The organism is Streptomyces sp. NPDC000404, assembly GCF_040300365.1.
In the GTDB taxonomy this organism is placed as follows: Bacteria; Actinomycetota; Actinomycetes; order Streptomycetales; family Streptomycetaceae; genus Streptomyces; species Streptomyces ramulosus.
In genome coordinates this window covers 166,200-180,796 of the sequence record NZ_JBEPDN010000013.1, presented here as the reverse complement: position 1 = coordinate 180,796, position 14,597 = coordinate 166,200, and the positions used below count along the sequence as shown (strand labels likewise).

Sequence of the window (14,597 nt, the reverse complement as noted above, 5' to 3'; positions counted from 1 at the left end):
CGGACCGGGAAAACCGACAGCCGTACGTCCGGAGCCCGACAGGGCCCCGGACGTACGGCTGTGTGCACGGTGGCGCGGCTCAGCCCGCCGCGTCGTCGCCCGGCCGGCCGTCGGGGAAGTGCCCCGGCGGCGCCTCCACGGCGCTCTGCCCGACCGGCCCGGACCGCTCGCCGCCCAGTCCACGGGTCGGCCCCTGACAGCCCTGCGCCGCCGCGATCCCCAGCGCCACCAGCAGCGTCACCGTGACGAACACCAGGATCCGCTGCCGCATCAACCGCCGGTCGGGCCCGGGCCGGCGGCCGCCCGGGGCCGGACGCGACGGGGTGCGCGAGGTCTTGCGGCCCCCGCCGGGCCGGGCGGCCGGAATCCGCCCCGCGGGCCGCCCGCCGTTCGGCCGGCGGCCGGGGGACGAGACGGGCCCGGCGCCGCGCGCCCCCGCCTCACGCTGCGGAGCCCGGGGCGAGCCCCCGGCCGACGGATGCGGTGCGGGCGTCCCGGCCGCGCCCCGCTCGGTGCGTTGACGCGCGTAGGCATCGGCACGCCGCCCGGTGGGCCGCTCACCGGGCCGCCGGTCGCCGCGGACGGAACCGCCCGCCGCACCGCCGGGCGCACCGTCCTGCGGGGCGCCCGACAGCCCGTGCGCCTCCCGGGCGGCGATCTCCTTCAGCCGCAGCGACAGCGACAGCGTGCTGGGCCGGTCCGCCGGATCCTTCGCCAGACAGGCCGCGAGCAGCGGCGCCAGCGCGTCCGGCACCCCGGCGAGCTGCGCCTCCTCGTGCACCACGCGGTACAGCATCACCTCCGAACTGCCCTGCCCGAAGGGAGAGTCGGCGGTGCAGGCGTACGCGAGGGTGGCGCCCAGCGCGAAGATGTCCGTGGCCGGGGCCACCGCGGCGCCCCGCACCTGCTCGGGCGCGAGGAAACCGGGCGAGCCGACGGCCGTCCCGACGTGCGTGAGCGTGCTGGCGCCGGTCGCCCAGGCGATGCCGAAGTCGATGATCCGCGGCCCCTTGGGGGACAGCAGGATGTTGGACGGCTTGAGGTCGCGGTGGACCACGCCCGCGTCATGGACGGCGAGCAGCCCCTCGGACAGCGCCGCCCCGATGGAGGCGACCTGCGCGGGATCGAGCGGCCCCTCCTCGTTCACCTTGTCGTGCAGCGAGGGGCCGGGGACGTACTGGGTGGCGAACCACGGGCGGTCCGCGTCGAGGTCGGCGGCGACCAGCCGCGCCGTGCAGCCGCCGCGGATCCGCCGGGCCGCCGACACCTCCCGCGCGAACCGGGAACGGAACTCCTGGTCCTCCGCGAGATCCGGGCGGATCACCTTCAGCGCCACCCGCTGCCCGCGCTTGTCCGAGCCGAGGTAGACGACGCCCATCCCGCCCGCGCCGAGCCGCCGGTGCAGCCGGAAGGTCCCGACGACACGCGGGTCCTCGCGCCGGAGCCGCATCATCGCCATGTCCGTCCCCATACCTGCGGTGGGCAAGACCCACTCCGTGCCAACCGTCTGACGTGGCACAGCTTACGGATTGACGGCGCGGCGCGCTGAGAGGCCGCGCATGAGCCCGCAGCGGGCCCCGCCCCCGGCCCCCGGCGGACCCGCCCCACCCCGGGTTTTCCGCCCGCCCCGCAGCCCTCGCCCGCCCCCGCCGCCCCAACCCCCCGCCTCATCAGGGACATTGACCCGCCACCACACCTCCCTACGGCGACCCCGGCGGGCGGCCGGGAACGGCGCCCCCGCGGCCAAGTCGCGGCGCACCGGGCGGAATCCGGTCCGCACCCCGCCTCCCGCGGGCGGCATGGGCCGTGCCGGGAGTGAGAGAAGTCACCCGTTGGGGTATCTGTCCACCCGCGACCGGGATGCGCTCACAAGCCCCGGCCCGGACAACTCGCCCGGCCGAGGCCCCGGAACACCGCACGTCTCAGGGTCACCCCGGGGTCGGTTCTGCAACCAGCGGAGTACGCACCCCGCCCCGCCCTCCTCCTCCTGGACACCGCTCATCGGTACGACGGGCTGACGCCCGGCTCCGGCCGGTTGCCTACTGTGGAGAGCGAGCGGCGGGCGCCGTACTCGTCCCCCGAGGTCCCGTGCCCGCCGCCACCACCACACGACAGGAGCCGGGATGACGGACCCACAGGGGCGCACGGCGCCGCGGGCACGCCGGCGCGCACGCGTCGCCCCGCTCGGCGTCCGCCGCCCGTCGGGCACCCGCCATCCGCTGGTCGCGGTCGCCATGGTGCTGCCGTTCGCGGCCTTGCTCGGTGTGGTCTTCGGCGGCTGGGAGGCCGTCATGACTCAGGCGTCGTCCGTGGCCGTGTTGCTGGGGCGCTGAAACGGCGCTCCGGTCCCGGGAGAGCGGCCCGGGACGGGGGAAGCGTGGCCCAGCCCCGTGGGGACGGGGGTGTCACGGACGGCACGTGTGGCCGGGCATCTGGGGAGATGCCCGGCCACCGGGTTTTTCCGGCCCGCCCCGATCCGCCGCGGATCCGTACGCCAACTCCCCGCCCCCGCAGGCCCGCCGGCCGGAAAAGCCTGGACACACGACAACGCCGAAGGGCCGGAGCAACTGACGTCGCTCCGGCCCTTCGTTCTGCGATGTGGACGATACTGGGATTGAACCAGTGACCTCTTCCGTGTCAGGGAAGCGCTCTCCCGCTGAGCTAATCGTCCTCGGGACCACGGAGAACCGAAGCCCTCCATGGGTACTGCGTGCGCGATACTGGGATTGAACCAGTGACCTCTTCCGTGTCAGGGAAGCGCTCTCCCGCTGAGCTAATCGCGCGGGGCCCGTAAATCTTACCGGGCAGTGGACGATACTGGGATTGAACCAGTGACCTCTTCCGTGTCAGGGAAGCGCTCTCCCGCTGAGCTAATCGTCCTTGGAGGTGGAGACGGGATTTGAACCCGTGTAGACGGCTTTGCAGGCCGTTGCCTCGCCTCTCGGCCACTCCACCTGGAGCGTAGGGGTTCGGGATGATCCCCCACATCGAGCGGACGACGAGACTCGAACTCGCGACATCCACCTTGGCAAGGTGGTGCTCTACCAACTGAGCTACGTCCGCAGGTGACTCTCCCGGACCGTGTCCGGGAAGCTACCGGGCCTCCGGGGCGCTTGCGCTTCCCGGCGACGTGTTGAACTCTAGCGGATTCCTGGGCCAGTACAAAAACGCGTTTGTGCAGGTGCCGCGCTTCCGGCTCGCCCACGGCGCCCGACGGGCCCGCGACCTAGACTCGCTGACGTGCACGACCTCCCTCCTGTGGCCCGCTTCGGCGGCCTCCTCGCCACCGATCTTCGCGACGTCACCACCGACCCCGCAGCCCTGGACTCCACGGGCTGGTGGGCGGTGGTGGCCGGATTCGAGGGGGAGGTGATCTGCGCCCGCTTCGCCGACGTCCGGCCCGCCACCCCGGCCGACGCCCCCGACCCCCGCGCCTGGCACGGCCCCGCCCCCGGCGACTGGCGCAGCTCCCTGGACCGCGCCGCGTACACGGACGGGGTGCGCCGCATACGCGCGTACATAGGGACGGGCGACGTCTATCAGGTGAACCTCTGCCGGGTGCTGAGCGCGCCGCTGCCCGATCCGGACCGCAGCGACATCGACGCGCTCACCGCCGTACTGGCCCTCGGCAACCCCGCGCCGTACGCGGGCACCGTCCGGCTCCCGGCGCACGGCGTCGAGGTCGCCACCGCCTCGCCCGAGCTGTATCTGCGCCGCGACGGCCGCACCGTCGACTCCGGTCCCATCAAGGGGACCGGGCGCACCGCCGCGGATCTGACCGACAAGGACCGCGCGGAGAACGTGATGATCGTCGACCTGGTCCGCAACGACCTCGGCCGGGTCTGCGCCACCGGCAGCGTCACCGTCCCCGCGCTCTGCGCCGTCGAGGAGCACCCCGGCCTCGTCCACCTCGTCTCCACCGTCCGCGGCGAGATCGGCGAACGGCACGCCAAGAGCGGCTGGGCCGATCTCCTCACCGCCACCTTCCCGCCCGGTTCGGTCACCGGCGCGCCCAAGGAGAGCGCGCTGCGGATCATCGACGAGCTGGAGACGGCGCCCCGCGGTCCCTACTGCGGCGGCATCGGCTGGGTCGACGCCGACCGCGGCACCGGCGAGCTGGCCGTCGGCATCCGTACGTTCTGGATCGACCGCGCCGCGGCCGACGGCCCCGAGCTGCGGTTCGGCGCGGGCGCCGGGATCATCTGGGACTCCGACCCGGAGCGCGAGTGGGCGGAGACCGAGCTGAAGGCGCACCGGCTGCTCGCGGTAGCGTCGGGTGAGCACAACGTGAACGGAAGGACGGCACCATGAGGATCTGGCTGGACGGGGCACTGCAGGAGGCCGGCCGGGCCCGGGTGTCCGTCTTCGACCACGGACTGACGGTCGGCGACGGCGTTTTCGAGACGGTCAAGGCCGAGCGCGGCCGCGCCTTCGCCCTCACCCGCCACCTGGAGCGGCTCGCCCACTCCGCCCGCGGCCTGGGACTGCCCGAGCCGGACCTCGACGAGGTGCGCCGCGGCTGCGCCGCCGTCCTCGACGCCAACCCGATGCCGCTCGGCCGGCTGCGGATCACCTACACCGGCGGCGAATCACCCCTCGGCTCCGACCGCGGCGACGCCCCCGCGACCCTGGTCATCGCCGTCGGCGAGGCGACCCGCCGCCCCGACACCACCGCCGCCGTCACCGTCCCCTGGACGCGCAACGAACGCGGCGCGCTCAGCGGCCTGAAGACCACCTCGTACGGCGAGAACGTGGTCGCGCTCGCCCGCGCCCGGGAACGCGGCGCCTCCGAGGCGCTGTTCGGCAACACCGTCGGCTCGCTCTGCGAGGGCACCGGCTCCAACGTCTTCGTCGTCCTCGACGGCGAACTGCACACCCCGCCGCTGACCTCCGGCTGCCTGGCCGGCATCACCCGCGCGCTGACCGTCGCCTGGGCCGGCGCCAAGGAGACCGATCTGCCGCTGGACGCGCTGGAGCGCGCCGAGGAGATCTTCCTGACCTCCACGCTCCGCGACGTCCAGGCGGTGACGCGGCTCGACGGCCGCCAACTCGGCGACGTACCGGGCCCGGTGACCCGCGCCGCGATGTCCGCCTTCGACGCGGGCGCCGCCGCCGACTTCGACCCGCGGTGAGGTGAAGGGCCGCGGCGGCGGGTAGAAGGTCCCCGTGACCACCACGCTGCGTCCCGCGGGACCGGAGGACCGAGACGGCGAGGGCCACCGCGCCCGCCGCTACGACATCTGCGTCAACAGCCGCCGGGTGGGCGGCGTCCGGCTCACCACCGATCCGCTCACCGGCCCCGCCACGGGCCGGATCGAGGAGCTGGCGGTCGACGCCGCCGACCGCCGCCGCGGCCGGGCCACCGTCGCCGCCCTGGCCGCCGAGGAAGTGCTGCGCGGCTGGGGCTGCCGCCGTATCGCGCTGACCGTCCCGGCCGGCGCGGCGGCCGCGCTGCGCCTCGCGGCGGCCCTGGGGTACACCGAACGCGCCCACCACCTCGCCAAGGTGATCGTCGCCGCACCGCAGCCGCCGCCCGGCGCCGAGGACCGTCCGCTGCCCGCCGGCGGGTACCCGTCCTGGCGCGCCACCGCCGTGGCCGACCGCGCCCGCCTCCTCGCCGCGCCGGGCCTGACCCCGGAGGAAGCCGCCCGGGCGGCGGAGGCCGAGCACCGGGCGCTGCTCCCGGAGGGCGCCGGCAGTCCGCACCACGCGGTGCGGCTCCTCACCGTCCGCGGCACCGACGTCGGTCATGTCTGGATCGATCTGCGGCCGCCAGATCTGCCCGGCGGCCGCGTCCTCGACGTCCGCGTCGCCCCGGAGCACCGCGGCCACGGCCACGGCCGGGCCCTGCTCGGCATCGCGGAGCGGGAGTGCCTGGCCGCCGGGGTGCCCCTCATCGGCCTGACCGTCCGCACGGACGACGCCGCCGCCCGCGGCCTGGGTACGGCCCTGGGCTACCGCCCCACCGGCCTGCTCCTCGCCAAACCGCTCCTTTGAGCCGCGGCTCAGCCCTCGGCGAGCAGCCGGTCCGCGATCTCCTCGATCCGGGCGCGCAGCCCCTCCTGGCTCGCGCTGCCGTCCAGCAGCTCCCCGCCGATGACGTACGTGGGCGTGCCCCGCACGCCGATCGCCTTGCCCTCGGCGTGGTCGGCGTCGACGATCAGCAGATGGCGGCCGTCGATCAGCGCGGTGTCCAGTTCGTCGGAGTCCAGCCCCAGCTCGTCGGCGACCTCCAGCAGCAGCCGTTCACCGGAGCGGCCCAGCTCTTCGGTGCGGGCCAGCACCGCCTCGGTGAACTCCTCGCCCTTGCCCTGCTCGGCGGCCTCCTCGGCCGCCTGCGCCGCCGCGTAGGCGTACTTGTGCTTCTCCAGCGGGAAGTGGCGCAGCCGGATGTCCAGCCGGTCGCCGTAGCGCTCGCGCAGGGCGCGCAGATCGTCCTGGGCGGTGTGGCAGTCCGGGCACTGCAGCTCGCACCAGACGTCCAGGACGACGGGGGCGGCGGAGGCGGAGGGGGCGGCGCCGGAGGCGGGGGAGTCGTTCATGGGGCCAGTCTTCCAGTCCGCCGGGCGGCAGGGGCACCTGGACCTCGGGAGGAGCCCGACCCGGAGATCTCCCTGATCACCACGGCCGGGCATGGCCGCGAGGACGCCGGGCAGGGCAGGATGGAGGAAGGGGACGCAGGGTGCGCTCCCTCCCGCAGGCAGGAGGACCCGATGCTGACATCGACCGTATGCGCCGCGGTGTCGGCGGCGGGCCTGGCCGTCGCCGCGCTGACGGCCTACCGCAAGCGTTTCCTCGCCGCGATGCGCATCGCGGCGTTTGCCCTCATCCCGATCGGCCTGGCGATGACCGGCATCATCGACTGGATCACCGGGCTCGTCCTCAAGCCGACGGTCTGGGCCGGTTTCGGGCTGCTCGCGCTCTCGGTCGTGCTGTTCATGATCGGCCGCGCCGTGGAGCGCCGCCGGGGCGGCGCCGGCAGCCGCAAGGAGCGCCGGGCCGCCGCGGCCACCCGTGGCGCAGCGGTCTCCCCGGGGGCCTCCGCGCCGTCCCTCGGACCGGGCCGTACGGCCTCCGGTTCCGCCGGCGCGGCCAAGGGGAAAGCCGCCGCTCCTGAGGATGACTTCTCGGACATCGAAGCGATCCTCAAAAAACACGGGATCTGATGAACTCCCGCCACTGAGGGGGTAATTGGACATTCGCGCCCGATCGGCTGCGCCATGATCGTCGCGAAATGAACGATGAGTGCGCCCTGGCCCGGGATGAAGCCCCGGCCCCCGAACCGCGCGGATGTCTTTTCGCGCTGTCCCAGCCGCCCCTGATGCTCTTCCTCGCCTTCATCGGCCTGCTGCTGTTGATGGGCGCCGTCCACGACCTGTACCTCCAGTGAGGGCCGGGACGTGGCCGGTGCGGCTCAGCCCGCGGCCTCCCGCTGCCGCGCCCGGTAGGCGGCGACGTGCAGCCGGTTGCCGCAGGTCCGGCTGGAGCAGTAGCGCCGGGAGCGGTTCCGGGAGAGATCGACGAACGCGTTCCGGCAGCCCGGCGCCTCGCAGCGCCGCAGCCGCTCCCGCTCACCGGCCACCACCAGGAACGCCAGCGCCATCCCGCAGTCGGCCGCCAGATGGTGGGCGAGTGAGGCGCCCGGCGCGAAGTAGTGGATGTGCCAGTCGTAGCCGTCGTGGTCCGTCAGCTGCGGGGTGGTGCCCGCCGAGGCGATCAGCGTGTTCAGCAGCGCGGCGGCCCGGCGGTCGTCGGGTGCGGCGAAGACCTCCGCGAAGCGGGCGCGCAGCGCTCTCACGGCGGCCAGATCGGTGTCGTCGAGGGTGCCGACGCCGCTGATGTCGTGCCGCGCCGTGAACTCCCGCAGCGCGGCCGTGTCGGTCAGGGTGTCCGGGCCGCCGGCCGCCTCGCCCTTCGGAGCGGTGTTCAGCAGGCCGATGACTGCGTCCAGGGCGCACCGGGTGTCGTGCGTGATCATCACGGTTTCGCTCCCAGGCAGGGTGGGACGGCGCGTTCGCCGCCCCCGAGTCCTTGCGGAATGGTCGTCGACTCTAGCGCGTCGCCATGCCGCGGCGCCGTCGCCGCGGTGGGTCCGCGGCGACGGCGCCGGAGCGTGCCATATGAACTTGTCGGTCCCGCGGCGTCTCCCCGAGTCGGACGCCGCGGACGTGTGCGGGTGGGTTGCGGTGGGTGGCTGTGGTGCGTCTCAGCTCTCCGCGAGGATGTGGGAGAGCTCCGTGTCGAGATCGAAATGCCGATGCTCGGTACCGGGAGGTACTGCGGCGTCGGTCCTTTTGAGGAACGATTCGAGGGCCCGTGCGGGGGCCTCCAGGAGGGCCTCGCCTTCCGGGGAACTCAGGGCGATGCAGACCACGCCCTGTCCGTGACTCCGGGACGGCCAGACGCGGACGTCGCCGGTGCCGGTGGGCCGGTGCAGGCCCTCGGCGAGGAGATCGCGGGCGAAAACCCACTCGACGGTCTCCTCGGCTCCGGTGTGGAAGGTGGCATGCACGGCATAAGGATCGGCCGTGTCATACCGCAGGCCCGCCGGTACAGGCAGTGAGGACTCGCTCGACACAACGAGGCGCAGGTGCAGCTCGCAGCTGACCGTGGTGTTCATAAGCGCCAGGGCCTTTCGCTCAGTGTGCGCTCGGGGATTCGCACGTCGGCGAAATCGACATGCCACCTACGGTGCCGTTGTAAACCCCTCTGAGCGTTTTGGGTGGCTTCGGGTACCTCTGACGGCGGATTGAAAGATCGTCCCCCATGGATATTCGGGCGGAGCGGGATGGTTTACGTAAAGGTGACGTGAATACGGACGGTGACGGAGGGGGCGTTCTCGGTGGGGCGCGGGCGGTGCCGGTCGGGGCCGGTCCGGTGCGCGGGGTGCCGCCGGGTGCGTTGCTCCGGCTCCCGGCCGACCGGTGATCTTTGGGGGCGGCGCTCAGGGGGACGGGGTGAGGGCGGGTCCCGGTGGGTGCCGGACGGGTGCTCGGCTGCGGGTCCGGGCGGCGGTGACCTGCGCCGGCGGGCGTCCGGGTGGTCACGGAGCCCCTTCCGCGTGGGGTAATGTGTGCCGTGCGCCGGGCGATTAGCTCAGTGGGAGAGCGCTTCGTTCACACCGAAGAGGTCACTGGTTCGAACCCAGTATCGCCCACCCCGGCCGAAGGTCCGGAGGCTTCAAGCCTCCGGACCTTCGCGGTTGTTGGGCCCGGCCGCCCCCGGAGCGGCACACTGAACCCATGCCCTCCTGGTCGCGCGCACTCCACCGCTACCGCTTCCGCAGTGTGTGGCTGCTGCCCGACGCCCCGCCCGCGGTCGTCTACGCCGTCCTCGAACGCGTCGAGAGCTATCCGCTGTGGTGGCCCCAGATCCGCGCCGTCGACCGCAGCGGCGAATCCGGCGGGACGGCGCGCTTCCGCTCGTTCCTCCCCTACGACCTGGACGTCGTCGCAGGTGAGGGAGGGCGGGACCCGCGTGCCGGGGTGCTGGAGGTGACGCTTCGCGGCGATCTTGAGGGCTGGGTGCGCTGGACGGTCACGGCGCGCGGCGGCGGGACGCGCGTCCTCTTCGAGCAGGAGGTCGAGGTGCACAAGCCGCTGCTGCGGCGGCTGGCGCTGCCCGGGCGGCCGCTGTTCGTGCTCAACCACGCGCTGATGATGCGCTCCGGGCGGCGCGGTCTGGCGGCGTGGCTGGCCCGCTGACGGCGGCCGGCCGTCGCACCGGGTGACCGTACGGGGGTGCCGCACGGGCCCGGGGAAGGAATTTGTTGGAAAGCCGTGGCGGCCTGTATTGTTCAGGTCGTTCGCGAGGGAAACCCCGCCGACACCCGGGCGATTAGCTCAGTGGGAGAGCGCTTCGTTCACACCGAAGAGGTCACTGGTTCGAACCCAGTATCGCCCACCGGGATCGAGGTCCGGGCCGTCAACTGACGGCCCGGACCTTTTCGTTGCGGCGGAAATTCCCGAACTGCCCGCGCCATTGCGGACGGTGCGGAATTGCCCTCACTTCTCCGGGGGCGCCGGCCGCATCGGCCACTGGCAGTCGGCCGCGCCGCCGCGCGGGAACCACGTCTGCCGCTCGCGCAGCTGGGCCTCGAACCACGTCGTCTGGAGGGTGTGGAGTTCGTCCGGCCGCAGCCGGGCGAGGCGGGCGGCGAAGCGGCGGCCCAGCGCCCGGGTCACCTCCAGGACGGTGAGCGCCTCGTCGGCGGTGCGCCCGCCGCCGTGTCCGCCGTCGGACGGCTTGACGTCGTAGTGCGCGCAGAGGCCGGGCAGGGCGCGGTCGCCCTTGCGGTAGCGGTCCAGATGGGTGTCGAGGAGCAGCGGGTCGAGGACGTACAGCGGGTGGCTGCCCAGATAGCCGGTGAGGGACGTGGCGCGGTGGCGCGTCGCCTCGCGGTCCAGGAGCGTCAGGGTGAACGGGGCGTTCAGCACGGCCACCGGGCGGCCGGACGCCGCCTGCGAGGCCAGCGCCCGGGCGATCTCGTCGACCGCGGGCGCCGGCCAGCGGCCGCGGCGGGCGAGGTGCCCGGCGGTCAGGCCGTGCGCCGCCGTCGCCGCCTCGGGTATCTCCACACCGGGAGAGATCAGCCAGCGGGTGAGCGCCGGGGCGGCGCCCGGGGTCTCCTGGACCGCCAGCGCCGCCGCGACGACGCGGTCGGTCTCGGGATCGTCTCCGGTCGTTCCGACGCCGAACGCCGCCAGCGGACCGTCGTACCAACTCGGCACCATCGCCCCTCCTCGCACTCCGACACCACGGCGCGGGCGCCCGCCGCCGGCCGGCCGACGCCGTGCGCCGGGCTGCCGGGGACGACGCGACGGCCCGCGGCCCGAGCAGGTGATACCCGCCTCGTGGTGTCGCCGAACCGCTTTTGTTTGCGGGCCACTTGACGGGGAGACAAACCAGGAAGACGGGGCGCGGCGCACCTTTGGCCACGGACTCCCGTCGTACGAAGTCCTCCCGCGGGGACCCGCCCGCGCCCGGCACGGCCGCCCGTACGCCCGCGCCCGGCGGGCCGCCGTCCCCGCGCACCGCACCCGCCCCGCCGCTCACCCGGCGGCCCGGCCGCCCCGTACGGCCGCCACCGCACGACCCGGCCGGCCCCCCGGTGACCGGCCGCGGCTCTTCGACCACCGCGCCCCGCACCCCGGCGCGGACCGGGCCGGGAGGGAGACCGTGATGCACCGGCCGACCGACGAAACCGCCGCGCCGGGCCCGCCGCTGCCCGGCGCCGGTATCCCGCTGCCCGACCCGGCGGCCATCGACCCCGCGATCCTCGGCGCGCTGCTGGCCCGGCACGGCTGGCACCGCACCGGCGGCCCCGGCGGGCGGTACGCGCGCTGGACCCCGCCGGGCGGCGGCGCCGGGCTGCTGGTGCCGCAGGACCCGCGCTTCCCCGAGTGCGCCGATCTGCTCGCCGAGGCGCTGGCCACCCTCAGCGTCAGCCCGGCGCCGTACGCCCGGGAGGTGCTGCTGGGGATGGCGGCGCTCAGCGACGAGGTGCGCTGGGAGCGGCTGGCGCCGGGCACCGGGTCGGTGGTGGCGCGCTGGGTGGCGCAGGAGCAGCTGCGCGGCGCGGCGCGCGCGACGCTGGCCGCCGCGGCGCTCGGCAGCTGCGCCCGCGCCGGTTACTACGGCTCGCGCTACCGCGGCCACGTCGAGCGCTATCTGGCGGAGGCGCTGCTGGGGCCGGCGCCGGAGGGCCGCCGGCTCGCGGCGTTCATCCCGGTGTCGGTCGGCCGGGGCCCGGTGATCACCCTGCACCGGGCGCTGCGCGCCGCCCGCGACGCCACCGACCACCGGCGCGCCACCGGCGGCAGCGAGGCGTTCGACGCGGCGGTGGCGTTCGGCGTCTGCCACGAGCTGGTGCAGGCGCTGATCGCGCTGGTCCACGAGGGCGGTGGCATCCGGATCACGGTGGACTGGTCGCCCGGCGCCGGCCCGCCGCCCGGCTGCCCGGCCCGCCCCGGGCCCGTGGAGTTCACCACGGGCGATCTCCCGGCCCTGGCGGACGCCGCCCAGCGCTACGTCCGCGGCGAACCGTCGCTCCCGGTGCGGGTGACCGGCGCGGTGGTGCGGCTGCACCGGGAGCGGCCGGGCGGGGGAGTGGTGCGGCTGCGGGTGATCACCGGGGCGGACGTGGAGCAGGTGCGGGTCGCGCTCGGCGACGACGACTACCGCGTCGCGGGCCAGGCCCATCTGATGAACCTGCCGGTCCGGATCAGCGGCCGCCTGGAGAGCCGCGGCGGCTTCCGGCGCCTGACCGGGGCGCGCGGCGTCGTCCCGCTGCCGACGGGGGAGCCGGAGCCGGGGGAGCCGTCCTGAGGCGGCCCGGAGGAACCGCCGGGCCGCGGGGCGCGCGGGGAGCAGCCGTCCCCGGGGGCGCCCCGGGAAACCGGCGCCCCCGCAGGCCGCCCGCGGCTCCGCCCGCCCCCGGGCGGGCCGGCCCCGGCAAACCGTTTCGCGGTCCGGTCCGCGGGATCGGTACGATTTCCCTGCGCAGCAATCGCTGACGCGCAGCAGACATGACAGGAGAGACCGGTGTCAGACGTCCGTGTGACCGTCCAACGCGATTCCGAGCGGGAAGAACGCGTGGTGACCACGGGCACTACGGCCGCCGACCTCTTCCAGGGCGAGCGCGCCGTCGTCGCGGCGCGGGTGGCCGGGGAGCTGAAGGACCTGGCGTACGAGGTGGCCGACGGCGAGACCGTCGAGCCGGTCGAGATCACCTCCGAGGACGGCCTGAACATCCTGCGCCACTCCACCGCGCACGTGATGGCGCAGGCCGTGCAGGAGCTGTTCCCGGAGGCCAAGCTCGGCATCGGCCCGCCCATCAAGGACGGCTTCTACTACGACTTCGACGTCGAGAGCCCGTTCCACCCGGACGACCTCAAGCGCATCGAGAAGAAGATGCAGGAGATCCAGAAGCGCGGCCAGAAGTTCGCGCGCCGGGTCACCACCGACGAGGACGCCCGCGCCGAGCTGGCCGACGAGCCGTACAAGCTGGAGCTGATCGGCCTCAAGGGCAACGCCGCGGAGGCCGCCGAGGGCGCCGACGCCGAGGTGGGCGGCGGCGAGCTGACCATCTACGACAACCTCGACGCCAAGACCGGCGAGCTGTGCTGGAAGGACCTCTGCCGCGGTCCGCACCTGCCCAGCACCCGCGTCATCCCGGCCTTCAAGCTGATGCGCTCGGCCGCCGCCTACTGGCGCGGCAGCGAAAAGAACAAGCAGCTCCAGCGGATCTACGGCACCGCCTGGCCGACCAAGGACGAGCTCAAGGCCCACCTGGAGTTCCTCGCCGAGGCCGAGAAGCGCGACCACCGCAAGCTCGGCGCCGAGCTGGACCTCTTCTCCTTCCCGGAGGAGCTGGGCCCGGGCCTCGCGGTGTTCCACCCCAAGGGCGGCGTCATCCGCAAGGAGATGGAGACCTACTCCCGCAAGCGCCACGAGGTCTCCGGCTACGAGTTCGTGAACACCCCGCACCTCTCGAAGGAGAAGCTCTTCGAGATCTCGGGGCACCTGCCGCACTACGCGGAGGGCATGTTCCCGGCCATCGAGTTCGACGAGCAGAACTACCGCCTCAAGGCGATGAACTGCCCGATGCACAACCTCATCTTCAAGTCGCGCGGCCGCTCCTACCGCGAGCTGCCCCTGCGCCTCTTCGAGTTCGGCACGGTCTACCGCTACGAGAAGTCCGGCGTCGTGCACGGCCTGACCCGCTCGCGCGGCTTCACCCAGGACGACTCGCACATCTACTGCACCAAGGACCAGATGCCCGAGGAGCTGGACACGCTCCTCACCTTCGTGCTGGACCTGCTGCGCGACTACGGCCTGACCGAGTTCGAGCTGGAGCTGTCCACCCGCGACGACTCCGACAAGTTCATCGGCACCGACGAGGACTGGGCCGAGGCCACCGAGGCGCTGCGGCTGGCCGCCGAGAAGCAGGGCCTGCCGCTCGTCCCCGACCCGGGCGGCGCCGCGTACTACGGCCCGAAGATCTCCGTCCAGGCGAAGGACGCCATCGGCCGCTCCTGGCAGATGTCGACGATCCAGGTCGACTTCAACCAGCCCAAGCGGTTCAACCTGGAGTACACCGCGGCGGACGGCTCCAAGCAGCAGCCGGTCATGATCCACCGCGCGCTGTTCGGCTCCATCGAGCGGTTCTTCGGCGTGCTCCTGGAGCACTACGCGGGCGCCTTCCCCGTGTGGCTCGCCCCCGTCCAGGCCACCGGCATCCCGATCGGCGACACCCACGTCCCCTACCTCCAGGAGTTCGCCGCCGAGGCGCGCGCCCAGGGGCTGCGGATCGACGTCGACGCCTCGTCCGACCGGATGCAGAAGAAGATCCGCAACGCCCAGAAGAGCAAGGTGCCCTTCATGATCATCGCCGGTGACGAGGACGTCGCCAATGGCGCGGTCTCCTTCCGCTACCGCGACGGCTCGCAGAAGAACGGCATCCCGCGCGCCGAGGCGATCGCCGAGATCGTCGACGCCGTGGAGCGCCGCATCCAGGTGTGAGCCCGCGCTGAACGCCCGTCCGGGCCCCGGTGAGCAGCCGCTCGCCGGGGCCCGGACGCATTCCCCGCGCCCCG

At 73.9% G+C, this 14,597-nt stretch carries 14 protein-coding genes and 7 tRNA genes; 11 read left to right on the top strand and 10 right to left on the bottom strand.

The window, feature by feature from the left end:
• Positions 1–79: 79 nt before the first annotated feature.
• The gene (locus tag ABT345_RS25090; RefSeq protein WP_345092227.1) at positions 80–1,459 is read right to left on the bottom strand and encodes a serine/threonine-protein kinase; all 1,380 of its coding nucleotides are present in this window, start codon (positions 1,457–1,459) and stop codon (positions 80–82) included.
• Between the two features lie 664 nt (positions 1,460–2,123).
• On the opposite strand from ABT345_RS25090, the gene ABT345_RS25085 reads away from it, so the two are divergent.
• The gene (locus tag ABT345_RS25085) at positions 2,124–2,333 is read left to right on the top strand and encodes a hypothetical protein (RefSeq protein ID WP_345091938.1); all 210 of its coding nucleotides are present in this window, start codon (positions 2,124–2,126) and stop codon (positions 2,331–2,333) included.
• Positions 2,334–2,599: 266 nt separating this feature from the next.
• Here ABT345_RS25085 and ABT345_RS25080 read toward each other — a convergent pair.
• The 5 genes from ABT345_RS25080 to ABT345_RS25060 form a co-directional block, all read right to left on the bottom strand.
• Positions 2,600–2,671 (bottom strand) — tRNA-Val (locus tag ABT345_RS25080).
• Between the two features lie 40 nt (positions 2,672–2,711).
• Positions 2,712–2,783: transfer RNA gene (locus ABT345_RS25075), tRNA-Val, on the bottom strand.
• 25 nt (positions 2,784–2,808) lie between these two features.
• Positions 2,809–2,880: transfer RNA gene (locus ABT345_RS25070), tRNA-Val, on the bottom strand.
• A 1-nt stretch (position 2,881) separates the two neighbouring features.
• Positions 2,882–2,955, bottom strand: a tRNA-Cys gene (locus ABT345_RS25065).
• 35 nt (positions 2,956–2,990) lie between these two features.
• Positions 2,991–3,063 (bottom strand) — tRNA-Gly (locus tag ABT345_RS25060).
• 177 nt (positions 3,064–3,240) lie between these two features.
• Here ABT345_RS25060 and ABT345_RS25055 point away from each other — a divergent pair.
• The 3 genes from ABT345_RS25055 to ABT345_RS25045 are packed head-to-tail and all read left to right on the top strand — an operon-like array spanning position 3,241 to position 5,997.
• Positions 3,241–4,311, top strand: a complete 1,071-nt coding sequence (locus tag ABT345_RS25055; protein WP_345091936.1) for a chorismate-binding protein — start codon at positions 3,241–3,243, stop codon at positions 4,309–4,311.
• Positions 4,308–5,132 (top strand): aminotransferase class IV, encoded by an 825-nt coding sequence (locus tag ABT345_RS25050; RefSeq protein ID WP_345091934.1) that lies wholly within the window; start codon positions 4,308–4,310, stop codon positions 5,130–5,132. The genes ABT345_RS25055 and ABT345_RS25050 overlap by 4 nt, the downstream gene beginning before the upstream one ends.
• Before the next feature lie 34 nt (positions 5,133–5,166).
• Complete coding sequence (locus ABT345_RS25045) at positions 5,167–5,997, top strand: GNAT family N-acetyltransferase (protein WP_345091932.1); 831 nt, start codon at positions 5,167–5,169, stop codon at positions 5,995–5,997.
• Positions 5,998–6,005: 8 nt separating this feature from the next.
• On the opposite strand, the gene ABT345_RS25040 is transcribed toward ABT345_RS25045, so the two are convergent.
• Positions 6,006–6,542 carry a DsbA family protein gene (locus ABT345_RS25040; protein ID WP_345091929.1) on the bottom strand — a complete coding sequence of 179 codons (537 nt, stop codon included), beginning with the start codon at positions 6,540–6,542 and terminating at the stop codon, positions 6,006–6,008.
• Positions 6,543–6,713: 171 nt separating this feature from the next.
• On the opposite strand from ABT345_RS25040, the gene ABT345_RS25035 reads away from it, so the two are divergent.
• Both ABT345_RS25035 and ABT345_RS25030 read left to right on the top strand, forming a co-directional pair.
• A complete protein-coding gene (locus ABT345_RS25035) occupies positions 6,714–7,166 on the top strand; it encodes a hypothetical protein (RefSeq protein WP_345091926.1) in 453 nt (150 codons plus the stop codon).
• 68 nt (positions 7,167–7,234) lie between these two features.
• A complete protein-coding gene (locus ABT345_RS25030; protein WP_345091924.1) occupies positions 7,235–7,390 on the top strand; it encodes a hypothetical protein in 156 nt (51 codons plus the stop codon).
• A gap of 24 nt (positions 7,391–7,414) precedes the next feature.
• On the opposite strand, the gene ABT345_RS25025 is transcribed toward ABT345_RS25030, so the two are convergent.
• On the bottom strand, positions 7,415–7,981 hold the full coding sequence (locus ABT345_RS25025; RefSeq protein ID WP_345091922.1) for a CGNR zinc finger domain-containing protein: 567 nt from the start codon (positions 7,979–7,981) through the stop codon (positions 7,415–7,417).
• A 225-nt stretch (positions 7,982–8,206) separates the two neighbouring features.
• On the bottom strand, positions 8,207–8,620 hold the full coding sequence (locus ABT345_RS25020; RefSeq protein WP_003959770.1) for an SsgA family sporulation/cell division regulator: 414 nt from the start codon (positions 8,618–8,620) through the stop codon (positions 8,207–8,209).
• A gap of 465 nt (positions 8,621–9,085) precedes the next feature.
• On the opposite strand from ABT345_RS25020, the gene ABT345_RS25015 reads away from it, so the two are divergent.
• From ABT345_RS25015 to ABT345_RS25005, 3 genes are all read left to right on the top strand, one after another.
• Positions 9,086–9,157: transfer RNA gene (locus ABT345_RS25015), tRNA-Val, on the top strand.
• An 85-nt stretch (positions 9,158–9,242) separates the two neighbouring features.
• Positions 9,243–9,704, top strand: coding sequence for an SRPBCC family protein (locus ABT345_RS25010; RefSeq protein ID WP_345091919.1), 462 nt, complete (start codon positions 9,243–9,245; stop codon positions 9,702–9,704).
• Between the two features lie 127 nt (positions 9,705–9,831).
• Positions 9,832–9,903 (top strand) — tRNA-Val (locus ABT345_RS25005).
• A 101-nt stretch (positions 9,904–10,004) separates the two neighbouring features.
• On the opposite strand, the gene ABT345_RS25000 is transcribed toward ABT345_RS25005, so the two are convergent.
• Positions 10,005–10,730, bottom strand: a complete 726-nt coding sequence (locus ABT345_RS25000) for a 3'-5' exonuclease family protein (RefSeq protein WP_345092225.1) — start codon at positions 10,728–10,730, stop codon at positions 10,005–10,007.
• A 451-nt stretch (positions 10,731–11,181) separates the two neighbouring features.
• Between ABT345_RS25000 and ABT345_RS24995 the strand changes: the two genes are divergently transcribed.
• Together ABT345_RS24995 and thrS are read left to right on the top strand one after the other, a co-directional pair.
• Positions 11,182–12,327 (top strand): hypothetical protein, encoded by a 1,146-nt coding sequence (locus tag ABT345_RS24995; protein WP_345091916.1) that lies wholly within the window; start codon positions 11,182–11,184, stop codon positions 12,325–12,327.
• 216 nt (positions 12,328–12,543) lie between these two features.
• A complete protein-coding gene (thrS, locus tag ABT345_RS24990) occupies positions 12,544–14,523 on the top strand; it encodes a threonine--tRNA ligase (protein WP_345091913.1) in 1,980 nt (659 codons plus the stop codon).
• Positions 14,524–14,597: the final 74 nt, after the last annotated feature.